This is a genomic window from Citrobacter sp. Cpo065 (genome assembly GCF_030332805.1).
GTDB classification, from domain to species: Bacteria; Pseudomonadota; Gammaproteobacteria; order Enterobacterales; family Enterobacteriaceae; genus Citrobacter; species Citrobacter portucalensis.
The window spans coordinates 376,848-392,881 of the sequence record NZ_JAOWHC010000034.1; the positions used below are offsets into that span (position 1 = coordinate 376,848).

The following is a 16,034-nucleotide window of genomic DNA, read 5'->3' on the forward strand; positions in this document are numbered from 1 at the left end:
ATGTTAACGCGTGAACAAATGGCGATGCGCGTCGCCCGAGAGCTGCGAGACGGATATTACGTCAACCTTGGGATCGGCATTCCCACGCTGGTGGCAAATTACATCCCTGATGGCATGGATGTGATGCTGCAATCAGAAAACGGTTTGCTGGGTATGGGCCCGTTTCCCACAGAAGACGAAATTGATGCCGACATGATCAACGCCGGGAAACAGACAGTGACGGCGCGCAAAGGCGCGGCGATTTTCGACTCGGCGCAATCCTTCGCCATGATCCGCGGCGGCCACGTTGATCTGACGGTGCTCGGTGCGTTTGAAGTCGATGTTAACGGCAATATCGCCTCATGGATGATCCCCGGAAAAATGGTGAAAGGCATGGGCGGCGCGATGGACCTGGTTGCAGGAGCCGACAATATCATTGTGGTAATGACCCATGCTTCCAAAAGCGGTGAGTCCAAACTGCTTCCCGCCTGCACCCTGCCGCTGACCGGCGTGGCCTGCATCAAACGCGTGCTTACCGACCTGGCTCTACTGGAAATTGCCGACGGTGCGTTCATTCTGCGTGAGCGTGCACCGGGCATCAGCGTGGATGAAATTGTCGCCAGAACCGCCGGCAAGCTGATCGTTCCCGAAACTGTCCCCGAAATGCACTTTAGCTGAGGAGCTGACCATGCAGGATGTTGTAATTGTCGCGGCAACGCGCACCCCGATTGGCAGTTTTCATGGCGCACTGGCACCACTTTCCGCCGTGGAGTTAGGTACAGCGGTAGTCCGTTCGCTGCTGGAAAAAACGGCTGTGGCACCTGAGCAAATCGATGAGGTGATCTTAGGTCAGGTTTTGACTGCGGGCTGCGGCCAGAATCCAGCCAGACAAACGGCGTTACGGGCAGGACTGCCGGTCACCACGCCCGCGTTAACCATCAACCTGCTGTGTGGCTCAGGTTTGAAGGCGGTGCATCAGGCGGTACAGGCGATTCGCTGTGGCGATGCGCAAATCGTGATCGCCGGAGGCCAGGAGAGCATGAGCAATGCGCCCTATTTTCTCGACGGCGCGCGGGCCGGTTTGCGGTTGGGTCATGCCAGTATGAAAGACAGCGTGGTGCATGACGGCCTGTGGGATGCGTTCAACGACTATCACATGGGTATTACTGCCGAAAATCTGGCGGATAAGTTCGTAATCAGTCGTGAGCAGCAAGATACTTTTGCCCTGCACTCCCAGCAAAAAGCCGCCGCCGCCATTGAAGCGGGTCGTTTTAACGCGGAAATCACGCCGGTTAGCGTCCCGCAGGGCAAAAAGCTGTCACGTGTGGTGGATCGTGACGAACAACCTCGTCCGGATACTCAGGCCGAAAAGCTGGCGCAGCTCAAGCCCGCGTTTCGTCCTGGTAACGGCACGGTGACCGCTGGAAACGCATCATCCATCAATGATGGTGCCGCCGCGGTGATGTTGATGAGCGCCGCCAAAGCAGCAGAACTCAATTTGCCGGTGCTTGCCCGGGTGGCAGGCTACGCGGTTTCTGGCGTCGATCCCGCCATTATGGGGATTGGGCCGGTAGAAGCGTCACTCCAGTGCCTGAAGCGTGCTGGCTGGACGCTAAATGACGTGGATCTTATCGAAGCCAACGAAGCCTTTGCCGCGCAAGCGCTGGCGGTTGGTGAATCCCTGAACTGGGACAGCAACCGGGTAAACGTGAACGGCGGTGCGATTGCGCTTGGACACCCGATAGGCACATCAGGTTGCCGAATTCTGGTGACGCTGCTGCATGAAATGGCGCGTAGCAACGCAGCCAAAGGATTGGCCACGCTGTGCGTAGGTGGTGGTCATGGGGTGGCGCTGGCGGTAGAACGTCCGCAGGGGGTAGCTCATGCAAAGTAAGCCTATCTGCGTTCTGGGCGCGGGGTTAATGGGTGTCGGCATTGCTACCCACTTCGCCCGTTTTGGTTACGATGTCTGGTTATACGATACCGATAGCAGCCGAATTGCAGAAATAAGCGCCGTAGCCGGCGGTATTCTGGATGAGCTGATTGTCACCGATCAATTTGCAATTGGTGAAAAAACGTCGGTCGTGGCTCGCCTGCACGGCACAACCTCACTACAGGATATTGCCGCATGCCGGTTACTGATTGAAGCGATCCCGGAGCGGCTCGAACTCAAACACGCACTGTATGCGCAACTGGAAGAGCTGATCGCGCCGGAGGCCGTTATTGCCAGTAATACCAGCGGCCTGCCGCCGGATGCGCTGGCAGAAAAACTCGCCCATCCCGAACGGTTGCTGATCGCCCATTTCTGGCACCCGCCACATTTTATTCCGCTGGTCGAAATTGTACCTGGCACCGCAACAAAGCCAGAGTATCTCCATGAATTGCAACAACAACTGATCGCGATGCAACTTGAGGCCGTGGTGCTCGACCGCGCCGCCCCAGGGTTTGTTGGCAATCGACTGCAGTTTGCTCTGCTGCGTGAAGCGCTACATATCGTTAAAAGCGGCATCGCCAGCGCAGAAGTGGTTGATCAGGTGATGCGCGCCTCGCTCGGACGTCGCTATGCAATGGTCGGTCCGCTGGAGGCTGCTGATATGACCGGACTTTCTACGGTGCAGGACATTTGTCGGCATCTGCTCCCGGAACTGGCAACCGGCAGCGACATGATGACGCTGGTCGCTGACAAGGTCGCCAACGGTAATACCGGTGTACGCAGTGGTCAGGGTTTTTATCATTGGGATGATTCGCGCAAGGAATACATCCAGCAACGCAGGGAGCATCAGCTGCGATTTGCCCTGAAGCCATAACGTCTCTTTCTGTACCCCAATATAATAATAAGGAGTCATGATGAGTGTATTAATCGCCCTGGCAGCGCTGGGCCTGCTGATGCTCGCAGCCTATCGCGGATACAGCGTCATTCTGTTTGCCCCCATCGCAGCATTAGGTGCTGTATTGCTTACCGAACCCAGCGCCGTCGGCCCTGCCTTCACCGGCCTGTTTATGGAAAAAATGGTCGGTTTTGTGAAGCTGTACTTCCCGGTGTTCTTGCTGGGGGCAGTGTTTGGCAAGTTAATCGAGTTATCTGGATTTTCACGTTCCATTGTTGCCGCCGCTATCAACATCCTCGGTCGTCGTCATGCCATCCCGGTGATTGTGCTGGTATGTGCGTTGTTGACCTACGGCGGCGTATCGCTGTTTGTGGTGGCCTTTGCGGTGTATCCGTTCGCGGCTGAACTGTTCCGTCAGAGCAATATTCCTAAACGCCTGATCCCGGCAACCGTTGCGCTGGGTGCCTTCTCCTTCACCATGGATGCCCTGCCAGGCACACCGCAGATCCAGAACATTATTCCGACCAGTTTCTTCGGTACCAACGCCTGGGCCGCGCCGTGGCTGGGTTTGATAGGTTCCGTATTTATCATCGTTGTTGGTCTGGTTTATCTCGAACGTCAGCGTCGTAAAGCACAGGCTAAGAATGAGGGTTATGGGACTGAACTGTTAAACGAGCCGGAAACGCCGGATAACATTAATCTGCCGAACCCGATCATCGCGATCTCTCCGCTGATCCTGGTTGGGGTATTTAACCTGCTGTTTACCCGCTGGATCCCACAATGGTATGGCGCCACGCATCAGCTTGAACTTCCGGGCCTTGCCAAGCCGATTACCACCGAAGTCGGTAAAATCACCGCTATCTGGGCAGTGGAAGCAGCGCTGATTTCTGGGATCCTGCTGGTGGTGCTCTTCGGCTACCGCAACATAAAAGGTCGCCTGGCGGAAGGCAGCAGAACGGCGGTTGGCGGCGCGATCCTCGCGGCGATGAACACCGCGTCAGAGTATGGTTTTGGCGCAGTGATCGCCGCCCTGCCAGGTTTCCTTGTACTGTCAAAAGCACTGGCGGCTATTCCTGACCCGCTGCTCAATGAAGCTATCAGTATCACTACGCTTGCCGGGATCACCGGTTCGGCGTCTGGTGGGATGAGTATTGCCCTTGCCGCCATGTCTGACACCTTTATCGCGGCCGCTCACGCTGCCAATATCCCACTTGAAGTCTTCCACCGCGTGGCGTCTATGGCCAGCGGCGGTATGGACACCCTGCCGCATAACGGCGCAGTCATTACCTTATTAGCTATCACCGGTCTCAGCCATCGTCAGGCGTATGGCGGAATTTTTGCTATTACCGTCATTAAAAGTCTGGCCGTACTGTTTGTCATCGGCGTCTTCTACACCACCGGAATTGTTTAAGGAGAATCATCATGAACTTAACGGGAAAAACCGCCCTGGTTACCGGCTCGACCAGCGGTATCGGATTAGGTATCGCACAGGTGCTGGCGCAAGCGGGCGCCACCCTGATCCTCAACGGGTTTGGTGATGTGGATGCCGCCAAAGATGCTGTTGCCCAATATGGCAAAACGCCAGGCTATCATGGCGCGGATCTGAGCGATGAAGCGCAAATTGTCGACATGATGCGCTATGCCGAGAGCGAATTCGGCGGCGTTGATATTCTGGTCAACAATGCGGGGATCCAGTATGTATCCCCGGTGGAAACCTTCCCGGTTGATAAATGGAACGCGATTATCGCCATTAATCTCTCTTCCGTTTTTCACACCACGCGTCTGGCGCTTCCTGGTATGCGCGCGCGAAACTGGGGGCGCATCATTAATATCGCTTCTGTTCACGGTCTGGTGGCTTCAAAAGAGAAATCTGCCTACGTAGCGGCGAAGCACGGCGTGGTGGGATTCACCAAGACCATCGCACTGGAAACCGCGCAGACGGGTGTCACCAGCAATGCGCTGTGTCCCGGCTGGGTGCTCACGCCGCTGGTTCAGCAGCAGATCGATAAGCGCATTGCCGAAGGCGCAGAGCCTGAGGCTGCGCGTGACGCCCTGCTGGCGGAAAAGCAGCCGTCGCGCGAATTCGTCACGCCGGAACAGTTAGGTGAGCTGGCACTATTTCTGTGTTCAGACGGTGCGGCGCAGGTGCGTGGCGTGGCGTGGAATATGGATGGCGGTTGGGTAGCGCAATAACATCATCAGGTGCCGGATAAGACTGACTTACATCCGGCACAATCGTAGGTCGGATAAGACGCAGTCGCATCCGGCGCGCCATGATTAAGACTTCAGCTGATAATCCAGCGTAATTTCCGCGTTTAGTACCTGTGATACCGGGCATCCGGCTTTTGCTTTCTGGATGATGCCGTCAAACGTGGCGGCGTCTATCCCCGGCACGCTCACCTGGCTATGCAACGCGACTTTAGTGATCGCAAACCCGGCATCTACTTTATCCAGAGAAACATCGGCAGTGGTATCAATGGCATCTGGTGTAAACCCTGCTTCGCCCAGCATCAGCGAAAGTGCCATCGAGAAGCAGGCAGCATGGGCCGCGCCAATCAATTCTTCAGGATTGGTGCCTTTCACACCTTCAAATCGTGTATTAAACCCATACGGTTGCTGATTCAACACGCCACTTTCGGTCGACACAGTGCCTTTGCCGCGCTTAATGTCGCCTTCCCAGTGTGCCTGACCTTTCTTATGGATAGTCATTGCCGCTCTCCTGTGTTGTCGTCGGAGTTACTAGTATAGGACGGCTGAGAAAAAGCATGTTACATACGGGATAGTTCTCATTTGCCGCTTAAGCATTGACCTTTCAGATAAAATGACCGACCATCCAGAAAGCCGTTATGTTGAACATCGGCTTTATATCAGGTTGTATTTCGTCCGTTCTCATACGGGCTCGCCCTTGAAACCAGTAACAGGATTAAGGAGTTAGAATGAAATCGAACCGTCAGGCCCGTCATATTCTCGGACTGGACCACAAAATCTCAAATCAACGTAAAATCGTGACCGAAGGTGACAAAACCAACGTGGTCAATAATCCTACTGGAAGAAAGCGCCGCACTGACGGCAAGTAGCCTTTCGCACGTCTGACTGAGTAACGAGATAAACACCATTGCAACCGCAGTGGTGTTTTTGCTTATAAAACCCCTTAACCCATTCACAATGCTTTATACTTCGCCCGTTTCCCTGGCGGACAGGCCACATACGATCATAAAGAGCGCCAGGGACGGTTATTCAAAAAAGAGTGAGTGACATGGAAAACGAAACCAAAAAACTGCGTTCCCTTTACATCCCCTACGCTGGCCCGGTACTGCTGGAATTCCCTTTACTGAATAAAGGGAGCGCCTTCAGTGTGGAAGAACGCCGTAACTTCAACCTGCTGGGGTTACTGCCGGAAGTGGTCGAGACGATTGAGGAACAGGCTGAACGCGCCTGGATCCAATATCAGGGATTCAAAACCGAAATCGACAAACATATTTACCTGCGCAACATCCAGGACACCAACGAAACCCTGTTTTACCGACTGGTGCATAATCACCTGGATGAGATGATGCCAGTTATCTATACCCCAACGGTCGGCGCGGCCTGTGAGCGTTTCTCTGAGATTTATCGTCGTGCGCGCGGCGTGTTTATCTCTTATCAGAACCGCCACAATATGGACGATATCCTGCAAAACGTCCCTAACCACAATATCAAGGTCATCGTTGTCACCGATGGCGAACGTATTTTAGGTCTTGGCGATCAGGGGATCGGCGGGATGGGCATTCCAATCGGTAAACTGTCGCTGTATACCGCATGTGGCGGAATTAGCCCGGCCTATACTCTTCCGGTGGTACTGGACGTGGGGACCAACAACCAGCAACTGCTGAACGATCCGCTGTATATGGGCTGGCGCAATCCGCGTATCACTGATGATGAATACTACGAATTCGTTGATGAATTCATCCAGGCCGTGAAGCATCGCTGGCCGGACGTGCTGTTGCAGTTTGAAGATTTCGCCCAGAAAAACGCTATGCCACTGCTGACCCGTTATCGTGATGAAATTTGCTCGTTTAACGACGATATTCAGGGCACCGCGGCGGTTACTGTCGGTACGCTGATTGCGGCTAGCCGCGCGGCCGGTAGCCAGTTGAGCGAACAGAACATCGTCTTCCTCGGCGCAGGTTCCGCCGGTTGCGGGATCGCCGAGCAGATCATTGCGCAGATCCAGCGTGAAGGTTTAAGCGAAGAAGCGGCGCGTCAACGCGTATTCATGGTCGACCGCTTCGGCCTGTTAACAGACAAAATGCCGAACCTGCTCTCCTTCCAGACCAAACTGGTGCAAAAACGCGAAAATCTCCAGCATTGGGATACCCAAGAAGATGTGCTGTCGTTGCTCGATGTGGTCCGCAACGTTAAGCCGGATATCCTAATCGGCGTTTCCGGACAAACCGGCCTGTTTACCGAAGAGATCATCCGCGAAATGCACAAGCATTGTCCGCGTCCGATCGTCATGCCGTTGTCTAACCCCACTTCCCGTGTTGAAGCTACACCACAGGATATTATCGCCTGGACCGAAGGTAACGCGCTGGTTGCGACCGGTAGTCCATTCGCACCGGTACTGTGGAAAGATAAAATTTACCCAATCGCCCAGTGTAACAACGCCTATATCTTCCCGGGTATCGGCCTGGGTGTGATTGCGTCTGGCGCGTCGCGCATCACTGATGAAATGCTGATGTCGGCGAGTGAAACGCTGGCGCAGTATTCACCGCTGGTGCTCAACGGTGAAGGTCTGGTGCTACCGGAACTGAAAGATATTCAGACCGTTTCTCGCGCCATTGCTTTTGCCGTCGGTAAAATGGCTCAGCAGCAAGGTGTGGCAGTGAAAACCTCCGCCGAAGCGCTGCAACAGGCGATTGACGATAATTTCTGGCAGGCAGAATATCGCGACTACCGTCGTACCTCTATTTGACGGTTTGCCCGGCGGCACACTGCTGCCGGGCGTTCAACACTTGCGCTTTTGCGTAACTTACGATTACACTTTCACCACCGATTAACATTCTGAAAAACAAAAGGAGGATACTTATGCTGTACTGTGAACGTTTTATCGTTTCACATGCTTTTGGCGATCGCCAGTGCTCAAGCGTTATCGGTATCGTGCTGCGATAACTTCTGCTTGAGCGAAGCTAACTTCTAAATCCCCTTCTCTCGGGCTTACCGGGTTATCGTCAGCGATGTTTGACGAGGCGTTTTCACGCCTGTAACTCTTGAGTAAGCAACAATGAGCACATTACTAACCGCACAATCCTTACACGTTGATACGGCATTCGGCACGCTATTCGACGATCTTTCCTTTACCCTGAAAAAAGGCGACCGCATCGGGCTTATCGGTTACAACGGCTGCGGCAAAAGCACACTGTTAAAACTGCTCGATGGCACGATCTCGCCCACCAGTGGGGCAATCGCGCAGGCGAATCACTGCCATCTCGCGCGTGTAGAACAACATCTACCTGACGATATACTGCCTCTTACGCTGCAGGAAGCCGTTCTTGCTCAACTTCCCGAGCATGAACGCGCAGCTCAGCAGTGGCGGGTTGAAGCACTGCTTGCCGAAATGGGTTTTACGCCAGAGAATTTATCTCTTACAGCGCAAACGTTGAGCGGTGGCCAGCACACGCGCTTGCTATTAGCGCGGGCGCTGATGCGTAATCCTGACCTGCTGCTGCTGGATGAGCCGGGTAACCACCTGGATTTGCCTACATTACTGTGGCTTGAGCAGTTCTTACAGAACTGGTCTGGTAGTTTTGTGGTGGTTTCCCACGACCCGCAGCTGCTGGACGCGGTGACTCACGGAACCTGGATCTTGCGCGATCGCACCCTCCATGCGTTTGATCTACCCTGTAGTGCAGCGTGTCAGGCTCTGGCAGAAAGAGATGTCAGCGATGCTCTGCGCCACAAGGCTGAGCAAAAAGAGATAGACCGGGTGACTGCCAGCGCCAAACGGCTGGCAACCTGGGGGCGGGTCTACGACAACGAAGATCTCTCCCGCAAGGCCAAGCAGATGGAAAAACAGGTACAGCGCCTGAAAGAGGTGCAAACAGAAGTAACGTCAGGAAGTCAGTGGACACTAACATTGCAGGGTGATGCCCTGCGTGCAGATCGTTTGCTGGAGATGACCAATCTGTCTGTAGCCCCTGCTCCCGGTGCAGATACACTGTTTTCCATTGCCGGTATCCGGTTAAAAAGCGGCGATCGCGTGGCGATTGTCGGGCGTAACGGTTGCGGGAAATCATCGCTGTTAAGGCTTATCTGGCAACAGTTTCAGTCACAGCTGGCATCACCTTCACTGGTGTTACACCCGCGCGTTACCCTGGGTTATTACGACCAGACGCTGCATCAGCTTGCCGATAACGATTCATTGTTTGATGCGCTGGAAGCGTTTGCCCCGCAGCCAGAGATTCGCAAGATGGCGCTGATTAGCGCGGGATTTCCGTGGGTTCGTCATGCGCAGCGAGTCAGCACGTTAAGCGGCGGTGAGCGCTCCCGGTTACTGTTTGTTGGGCTGACGCTTGCGCGCTACAGTCTGCTGATGCTCGATGAACCGACCAACCATCTGGATATGGAAGGCAAAGAGGCGCTGGCAGAAACGCTACAAAGCTATAACGGCGGCGTGTTGCTGGTCAGTCACGACCGGCAGCTTATCAGCCAAAGCTGCAACCGGTTCTGGTTAATCGACAATGGCGAACTCAGTGAATGGCACGATCTGGAGGCGGTCAATGCGCGTATTCGGGAAACGTCCGCGGAGATAACCGTTCCCAAAACGGCGGTCGAAGCGAAAACTGAAATAAGCGGTGACAGCGATAGATTGCTGGAACAACTTCTCGATCTTGAGCAGCGTCTGGCCGACGATCTCGCCCGCAAGCCGAAACATCAAAAACCGTTGTTACAGGCGCAATGGCGCAAGGAGATTGAACGTCTGAACGCACAACTGGAGTAATCTTTATTGCCGGATGGCGCAAGCTTATCCGGCCTACATCAGCAAAATGCGCGTGTAGGCCAGCCATCCGGCAATTCTTGCGTGACGCTTTCCAGTTATTCCCCTTCTCCCTTTTTCTTTTTGCACATTCGCCGCACAATTTTAAATATCGCAATCTTGGTGTTGCGTTCAACGGAACATTGATGGTAGTGTTCCTCTTGAAGGAACAAGGATGATACGGATGATCATGAACTTCAGGCACAAGGGATTGCGCGATTTGTTTCTTCATGGACGAACATCAGGCGTTATGGCGAAACATGTCCGACGATTACGACACAGACTTGCCGTTATTGATGCGGCAAGCAAGGTTACAGATATCAATATGCCCGGTTATAAGCTACATCCTCTGGTGGGTGAACGCGACGGCATATGGGCAATTTCTGTTTCAGGTAACTGGCGTATTACGTTTGAATTCGTCAATGGCGACGCGTACATACTGGATTACGAGGACTATCATTGATGAAGATGGCAAATCATCCCCGTCCTGGGGATATCATTCAGGAAGCGCTGGAAGAACTCAATGTCAGCCTGCGCGAGTTTGCCAGAGCTATGGAGATTGCACCGTCAACGGCAAGTCGACTATTAACCGGGAAAGCGGCTCTGACGCCTGAGATGGCGATTAAACTCTCCGTAGTGATTGGCAGTTCACCCGAAATGTGGTTAAACCTGCAAAATACCTGGAGTCTGGCAGAGGCCCAAAAAAGCGTGGATATTTCACGTCTGCGTAAGCTGGCGGTACAGTGATATAAATGCCGGATAAACTTTTGTCATCCGGCATACCATTTATTGCTGCGGTTTTTTCTCTTTCCAGGCATCCCAGGCCTGTTTGATCTCTTGCTTTGCCGTAGCGGCGTCATTGAAACCGTTTAATTCGACCTTCTTGCGCCCTTCCGGCAGATCTTTGTACACGCGGAAGAAAGATTCCAGACGTTGAACTTCAATCTTGGGCAGATCGCTTAACTCTTTGATGTCGTCATAAGTGGGGTCAATTTTACTGGCCGGAACGGCGACAATTTTGTCGTCCTTTTCACCGCCGTCGATCATCTTCAGTACGCCAATAGCGCGCAGCTTAATCAACGTTCCCGGAGCAAGCGGCGCACGGGTATAAAAAATGACGTCCAGCGGGTCACCGTCACCGGCTAAAGACTGGGTGAGTGAACCGTAGTTGGCGGGATAGGCAACCGGCATTGACTGGAAGCGATCGGCAACGATAAAACCGGTTTTGGCGTCGGTTTCATATTTAATCATTCCACCTGCCGGAATTTCGGTTACGGCATAAAACTCTTCCGGGTTGTTCTCCGGCTGATGAAATTCGAGGATGTTTTGCGCCTGAGCTGAAGCACAAAGAAACACGCTGACTGCGAGTAATTTTTTCACCAGATGCATTGTCTTTTAACTCTTCTATTATCGGAAAGACAACACCTTACGTTCAGCAGATGACAGAAACATGACGTTTTTTTGGCAAAAAAATGGCGCTACTGATGTAGCGCCATTGCGTAGAGGGAACATCAGGGATTAGTTAACCCCCTCCTCGCTCTCTTTTTTCGCTTCTTGTCTTTCAACTTCGCGATACCAACGTGGGTGATGTTTCTTCGCCCAACGACGGCTCACTTTCCCTTCGACCATACCTTTAATCGATCCTTTCACCCAGAATGCCATATACATATGGATGAGGATGGCGTGCATCAGGATAATCCCCGCAGCCGCATGGATCAGCAGGCTATAGCGCACGACCTGCATCGGGAAGAACTGCGCAAAGTACGGACGCCAGATAATGATACCGGTAATCAGCAGCACGAAAATCATGCTCATAATCGACCAGAACATCATTTTCTGCCCGGCGTTGTATTTGCCCACATCCGCCACTTTGTGTTCATTGCCTTTCAGTACTTCCACAATGTTTTTCAGCCACGGAATATCTTTCTTATCCGGGATGTTGTGGTGCACAAAGCGTACAAACATGAACATCAGCGCCACGAAGATCAGTATGCCGAAGAACGGGTGCAAAATGCGTCCCATTTGCGGCGTACCGAAGGTTTGCGTCAGCCATTGCAGAGTCGGGAAGAAAAATGAAATCCCCGACAGCGCTACCAGGAAGAAGCAGATCACCACCGTCCAGTGACAGGCGCGGTCGATAAATTTCGTGCGCACAATCATTTTCGACTTACTCATGATGATCCTCCTCGTCGTCGTCCACTTCCTTATTCGGACCAATACCAATGTAGTGGTAAATCAGTCCGGCGAAGGTGGCGATAAATCCGGCAGCGGCCAGCGGCTTCAGCGCCCCTTTCCACAGATTGATAGAGGTATCTATCTGCGGGTCTTTTGGCAGACCGTGATACAGTTCAGGCTGGTTGGCATGATGCAGAACGTACATGACGTGCGTGCCGCCCACACCTTCCGGGTTGTAGAGACCGGCATGTTCAAAACCGCGAGCTTTCAGTTTTGCCACACGCTGTTCGCCCATTTCCAGCATTTCCTGCTTGGTGCCGAAATGTATTGCCCCGGTCGGACACGTTTTCACGCAGGCAGGTTCCTGCCCGACGCTGACGCGGTCCACACACAGCGTACATTTATACACGCGGTTATCCTCTTTATTGAGGCGCGGAATATTAAATGGACACCCGGCAATACAGTAGCCGCAGCCAATGCAGTGCTCTGACTGGAAATCGACAATCCCGTTGGCGTACTGGATGATGGCCCCGGCAGACGGGCACGCCTTCAGGCAGCCCGGATCTTCACAGTGCATACAGCCGTCTTTACGAATCAACCACTCCAGCTTGCCGTTCTGTTCGGTTTCGGTAAATCGCATCACCGTCCAGGACTTGGCACTGAGATCGGCGGGGTTGTCATAAACCCCGACGCAGTGGCCGACTTCATCGCGGATATCGTTCCACTCTGAACATGCCACCTGACAGGCCTTACAGCCTATGCAGGTGGAAACGTCGATCAGCTTCGCGACCTCTGCTTTGTAATCACGAGCCTGAGGTGGCGGCGTGATGGAGTTTGTTGCGGACCGTTTGATGATGTCCTGCGTTTCCATAGACATATGTTCGCCTCCCTTACGCCTTCTCGATGTTAACTAAAAACGCTTTGTATTCCGGCGTTTGCGAGTTTGCATCACCGACATTCGGCGTCAGGGTGTTGGCGATAAAGCCTTTACGCGCGACTCCTTCAAAGCCCCAGTGGATTGGGATCCCAACCGTTTCTACCTGCTGACCGTTGACGTTCAGGGTACGCAGACGACGAGTGACCACGGCAACTGCGCGAATAAATCCACGTTTGCTGCTGACTTTCACGTGATCGCCGTTGTTGATCCCCTTCGCTGCCGCCACCGTTTCGCTGATTTCCACAAACTGCTCTGGCTGGGCAATCGCATTCAACAATGCGTGCTTGGTCCAGGTATGGAAATGTTCGGTCAGACGATAGGTCGTCCCGACGTACGGGAAGTCCTGTTTCGTGCCCATACGAAGTTTATCCGCCTCGTACAGACGCGCTGCCGGGTTGGAGATCACATTCGGGTGCAGCGGGTTAGTGCCAAGCGGCGTTTCCATCGGCTCGTAGTGTTCCGGGAACGGACCTTCCGCCATCTTATCGATAGCAAACAGACGCCCCAGCCCTTCCGGCTGCATGATAAACGGATTGGTGCCACTGCCCGGTGCTGCGGTATTGAAGTCAGGGATATCGTTCCCCGTCCACTTCGTACCGTTCCACTGGATAAGCATGCGTTTTGGATCCCACGGTTTACCCTGCGGATCCGCCGAAGCGCGGTTATACAGCACGCGACGGTTCAGCGGCCATGCCCAGGCCCAGCCCAGCGTATTACCGAGGCCTGACGGGTCGGCGTTATCGCGATTGGCCATCTGGTTGCCCTGCTCGGTCCAGCTGCCGGTATAAATCCAGCAGGATGATGACGTAGAACCATCATCGCGCAGCAGCGCAAAGCTGTTGAGCAACTGACCTTTCTTCGCAACCAGCACGCCGTTGGCATCATAGAGATCTTCCAGCGCATAGCCGTTGTTCTCTTTCGCCACTTCTTCGGAGTGCGGTTCGTCCGGCTGCTTATAGTTCCAGCTCATTTTCAGAACGGGTTCTACAGCTTTACCGCCTTCAGTGCGATACATGTCGCGCAGACGGTGGTAAATACCGGCCAGGATTTCGCCGTCGTTGCGGGCTTCACCCGGTGCGTCCTGACCTTTCCAGTGCCACTGCAGCCAGCGGCCGGAGTTGGCGATGGAACCGTCTTCTTCTGCAAAGCAGGTAGAAGGCAAACGGAAAACTTCGGTTTGAATCGACGCCGGGTTAACGTCGTTTGATTCACCGTGGTTCTGCCAGAACGTTGAAGTTTCGGTCACCAGCGGATCGATAACCACCAGATACTTCAGTTTGCTGAGGCTCTGCACCACTTTGTTTTTGTCCGGGAAGGACGCAACAGGGTTAAAGCCCTGACAGATGTAGCCGGTGACTTTCCCGCTATCCATCATGTTGAAGTATTTAATGACGTCGTAGGACTGATCCCACTTCGGCAGCCACTCAAAGCCCCAGTCATTTTCTTTCTGCGCTGCATTGCCGTAGAAAGATTTCATCAGGCTGACGAAGAACTTCGGATAGTTGCCCCAGTAGTTAACCTGATCTGCCAATGTCGCTTTTGGCGTGTTTGCGGCCAGATAGGTTTGCAGGTCTGTCTGTTTCTCTGACGGCAGCGTCAGGTAGCCCGGCAGGCTGGTAGAGAGCAGACCTAAGTCGGTTAACCCTTGAATGTTGGAGTGGCCGCGCAAGGCGTTGACACCGCCACCTGCCATCCCCATGTTGCCGAGCAGCAACTGGATCATCGCCATGGTGCGGATGTTCTGTGCCCCGACGGTATGTTGAGTCCAACCCAGCGCGTACAGGAACGTGGTGGTGCGATCGGCTGCACTGGTGGAAGCCAGCACTTCGCAGACTTTCAGGAAGTCTTCTTTCGGCGTACCACAAATGTTTTCCACCACATCCGGCGTGTAGCGGGAAACGTGCTGTTTTAGCAGGTTCCAGACACAGCGAGGATGGCTTAACGTTTCATCGCGTTTCGCGTAGCCGTTTTCATCGAACTGGTAGTTCCAGGACGATTTATCGTATTGGCGTTTTTTCGCGTCATACCCGCTGAACAGACCGTCTTCAAAAGCATAGTCATCCCGCACCAGCAGGCTGGCGTTGGTGTAATGCTTAACGTATTCAGCGTTAATTTTGTTGTTTTCAATCAGGTACAGCAAGACGCCGGACAGGAACGTAATGTCCGTGCCGGAACGAATTGGCGCATAGATATCCGCCACCGAAGCTGTACGTGTAAAACGAGGGTCAACAACAATCAGCGTGGCATCATTGTTGTTTTTAGCTTCCATCGCCCAGCGGAATCCCACCGGATGTGCTTCAGCGGCGTTACCGCCCATCACCATCACGACGTTAGCGTTTTTAATATCAACCCAGTGGTTGGTCATCGCACCGCGACCAAATGTTGGAGCAAGACTTGCTACCGTTGGTCCGTGTCAGACGCGCGCCTGGTTGTCTACTGCCAGCATGCCGAGTGAGCGCACAAATTTTTGCGTCAGCATGCCGGTTTCATTACTTGCCGCAGATGCACACAGCATCCCGGTTGAAAGCCAGCGGTTTACCGTTACGCCCTGCTCATTCTTCTCAATAAAGTTGGCGTCACGGTCAGTTTTCATCAGCTTCGCGATACGGGTGAATGCTTCATCCCAGCTGATACGCTGCCATTTGTCGGAACCTGGTGCACGGTATTCCGGGTAACGCAGACGGTTTTCACTGTGCACGTAATCCAGTAATCCTGCGCCCTTAGGACATAATGCCCCACGGCTCACCGGATGATCCGGATCCCCTTCAATATGGTAAATCGACTCTTTGGCGTTTTTTGCTCCATCTCCCAGGCTATACATTAATAGCCCGCAACCTACGGAACAGTATGTGCAGGTGTTTCGGATCTCTTTGGCGCGTAAAAGCTTATAGTTTCGCGCCTGAGCCAGTGCCATTTTGGGTGCAAAACCCAGAGCAGCTACTGTTGTTCCCGCCATACCGCCCGCGCAGATTTTAAAAAATTGTCTGCGGCTGACGTCCATTGCTTTCCTCTTTTTTGCAGGGATTCGTACAGGACATCTCTCAAATCGCGCCAGCGCGGCATAATTGAAAGATGACATGTACAACTTCGCGACGAAACT

At 53.5% G+C, this 16,034-nt stretch carries 14 protein-coding genes and 1 pseudogene; 10 read left to right on the forward strand and 5 right to left on the reverse strand.

All coding sequences use genetic code 11. The features are described from left to right. From OGY68_RS17945 to OGY68_RS17965, 5 genes are read left to right on the forward strand one after another with little or no spacing between them, the layout of a single operon-like run. Window positions 1–657 carry a CoA transferase subunit B gene (locus OGY68_RS17945; RefSeq protein WP_032943469.1) on the forward strand — a complete coding sequence of 219 codons (657 nt, stop codon included), beginning with the start codon at window positions 1–3 and terminating at the stop codon, window positions 655–657. Window positions 658–667: 10 nt separating this feature from the next. After that, complete coding sequence (locus OGY68_RS17950; protein WP_057067744.1) at window positions 668–1,873, forward strand: acetyl-CoA C-acetyltransferase; 1,206 nt, start codon at window positions 668–670, stop codon at window positions 1,871–1,873. Next, window positions 1,863–2,786, forward strand: coding sequence for a 3-hydroxyacyl-CoA dehydrogenase family protein (locus OGY68_RS17955; RefSeq protein WP_057067743.1), 924 nt, complete (start codon window positions 1,863–1,865; stop codon window positions 2,784–2,786). The genes OGY68_RS17950 and OGY68_RS17955 overlap by 11 nt, the downstream gene beginning before the upstream one ends. A 37-nt stretch (window positions 2,787–2,823) precedes the next feature. Next, window positions 2,824–4,218 (forward strand): GntP family permease, encoded by a 1,395-nt coding sequence (locus tag OGY68_RS17960; RefSeq protein ID WP_196776256.1) that lies wholly within the window; start codon window positions 2,824–2,826, stop codon window positions 4,216–4,218. A gap of 11 nt (window positions 4,219–4,229) precedes the next feature. Then, window positions 4,230–5,000: a 3-hydroxybutyrate dehydrogenase gene (locus tag OGY68_RS17965; protein ID WP_057067741.1), complete on the forward strand. Its 771-nt coding sequence runs from the start codon at window positions 4,230–4,232 to the stop codon at window positions 4,998–5,000. 84 nt (window positions 5,001–5,084) lie between these two features. Here the strand turns inward: OGY68_RS17965 and OGY68_RS17970 are convergent, their stop codons facing one another. Further along, a complete protein-coding gene (locus OGY68_RS17970; protein WP_005126807.1) occupies window positions 5,085–5,516 on the reverse strand; it encodes an OsmC family protein in 432 nt (143 codons plus the stop codon). A 227-nt stretch (window positions 5,517–5,743) separates the two neighbouring features. Here OGY68_RS17970 and sra point away from each other — a divergent pair, with 227 nt between their 5' ends. The 5 genes from sra to OGY68_RS17995 all read left to right on the forward strand — a co-directional run bounded on the left by sra (window position 5,744) and on the right by OGY68_RS17995 (window position 10,569). After that, complete coding sequence (gene sra, locus OGY68_RS17975; RefSeq protein WP_003833009.1) at window positions 5,744–5,884, forward strand: stationary-phase-induced ribosome-associated protein; 141 nt, start codon at window positions 5,744–5,746, stop codon at window positions 5,882–5,884. A 179-nt stretch (window positions 5,885–6,063) separates the two neighbouring features. Beyond that, on the forward strand, window positions 6,064–7,761 hold the full coding sequence (maeA, locus tag OGY68_RS17980; RefSeq protein ID WP_003833011.1) for a malate dehydrogenase: 1,698 nt from the start codon (window positions 6,064–6,066) through the stop codon (window positions 7,759–7,761). Window positions 7,762–8,070: 309 nt separating this feature from the next. Beyond that, on the forward strand, window positions 8,071–9,786 hold the full coding sequence (locus OGY68_RS17985; protein WP_057067738.1) for an ABC-F family ATP-binding cassette domain-containing protein: 1,716 nt from the start codon (window positions 8,071–8,073) through the stop codon (window positions 9,784–9,786). Between the two features lie 220 nt (window positions 9,787–10,006). Then, window positions 10,007–10,285 (forward strand): type II toxin-antitoxin system RelE/ParE family toxin, encoded by a 279-nt coding sequence (locus tag OGY68_RS17990; protein WP_003833016.1) that lies wholly within the window; start codon window positions 10,007–10,009, stop codon window positions 10,283–10,285. Further along, a complete protein-coding gene (locus OGY68_RS17995; protein WP_003833018.1) occupies window positions 10,285–10,569 on the forward strand; it encodes a HigA family addiction module antitoxin in 285 nt (94 codons plus the stop codon). The genes OGY68_RS17990 and OGY68_RS17995 overlap by 1 nt, the downstream gene beginning before the upstream one ends. Before the next feature lie 41 nt (window positions 10,570–10,610). On the opposite strand, the pseudogene OGY68_RS18000 reads toward OGY68_RS17995, so the two are convergent. The 4 genes and pseudogenes from OGY68_RS18000 to fdnG form a co-directional block, all read right to left on the reverse strand. Beyond that, window positions 10,611–11,211: pseudogene (locus OGY68_RS18000) on the reverse strand (inorganic diphosphatase); the annotation flags it as partial. A gap of 129 nt (window positions 11,212–11,340) precedes the next feature. Next, complete coding sequence (gene fdnI / locus OGY68_RS18005; protein WP_003020054.1) at window positions 11,341–11,997, reverse strand: formate dehydrogenase-N subunit gamma; 657 nt, start codon at window positions 11,995–11,997, stop codon at window positions 11,341–11,343. Beyond that, complete coding sequence (gene fdnH, locus OGY68_RS18010) at window positions 11,990–12,874, reverse strand: formate dehydrogenase N subunit beta (protein WP_003833024.1); 885 nt, start codon at window positions 12,872–12,874, stop codon at window positions 11,990–11,992. The genes fdnI and fdnH overlap by 8 nt, the downstream gene beginning before the upstream one ends. Window positions 12,875–12,887: 13 nt before the next feature. After that, entirely contained in the window at window positions 12,888–15,935 is a 3,048-nt protein-coding gene (fdnG, locus tag OGY68_RS18015; RefSeq protein ID WP_141711928.1) for a formate dehydrogenase-N subunit alpha, read from the reverse strand. Between the last annotated feature and the right edge of the window lie 99 nt (window positions 15,936–16,034).

What these genes read in the sequence shown, in the direction of transcription:
- OGY68_RS17945 (WP_032943469.1), top strand. Translation starts at nt 1, where the DNA reads ATGTTAACGCGTGAACAAATGGCGATGCGCGTCGCCCGAGAGCTGCGA.
- OGY68_RS17950 (WP_057067744.1), top strand. Translation starts at nt 668, where the DNA reads ATGCAGGATGTTGTAATTGTCGCGGCAACGCGCACCCCGATTGGCAGT.
- OGY68_RS17955 (WP_057067743.1), top strand. Translation starts at nt 1,863, where the DNA reads ATGCAAAGTAAGCCTATCTGCGTTCTGGGCGCGGGGTTAATGGGTGTC.
- OGY68_RS17960 (WP_196776256.1), top strand. Translation starts at nt 2,824, where the DNA reads ATGATGAGTGTATTAATCGCCCTGGCAGCGCTGGGCCTGCTGATGCTC.
- OGY68_RS17965 (WP_057067741.1), top strand. Translation starts at nt 4,230, where the DNA reads ATGAACTTAACGGGAAAAACCGCCCTGGTTACCGGCTCGACCAGCGGT.
- OGY68_RS17970 (WP_005126807.1), bottom strand. Translation starts at nt 5,516, where the DNA reads ATGACTATCCATAAGAAAGGTCAGGCACACTGGGAAGGCGACATTAAG.
- sra (WP_003833009.1), top strand. Translation starts at nt 5,744, where the DNA reads ATGAAATCGAACCGTCAGGCCCGTCATATTCTCGGACTGGACCACAAA.
- maeA (WP_003833011.1), top strand. Translation starts at nt 6,064, where the DNA reads ATGGAAAACGAAACCAAAAAACTGCGTTCCCTTTACATCCCCTACGCT.
- OGY68_RS17985 (WP_057067738.1), top strand. Translation starts at nt 8,071, where the DNA reads ATGAGCACATTACTAACCGCACAATCCTTACACGTTGATACGGCATTC.
- OGY68_RS17990 (WP_003833016.1), top strand. Translation starts at nt 10,007, where the DNA reads ATGATCATGAACTTCAGGCACAAGGGATTGCGCGATTTGTTTCTTCAT.
- OGY68_RS17995 (WP_003833018.1), top strand. Translation starts at nt 10,285, where the DNA reads ATGAAGATGGCAAATCATCCCCGTCCTGGGGATATCATTCAGGAAGCG.
- fdnI (WP_003020054.1), bottom strand. Translation starts at nt 11,997, where the DNA reads ATGAGTAAGTCGAAAATGATTGTGCGCACGAAATTTATCGACCGCGCC.
- fdnH (WP_003833024.1), bottom strand. Translation starts at nt 12,874, where the DNA reads ATGTCTATGGAAACGCAGGACATCATCAAACGGTCCGCAACAAACTCC.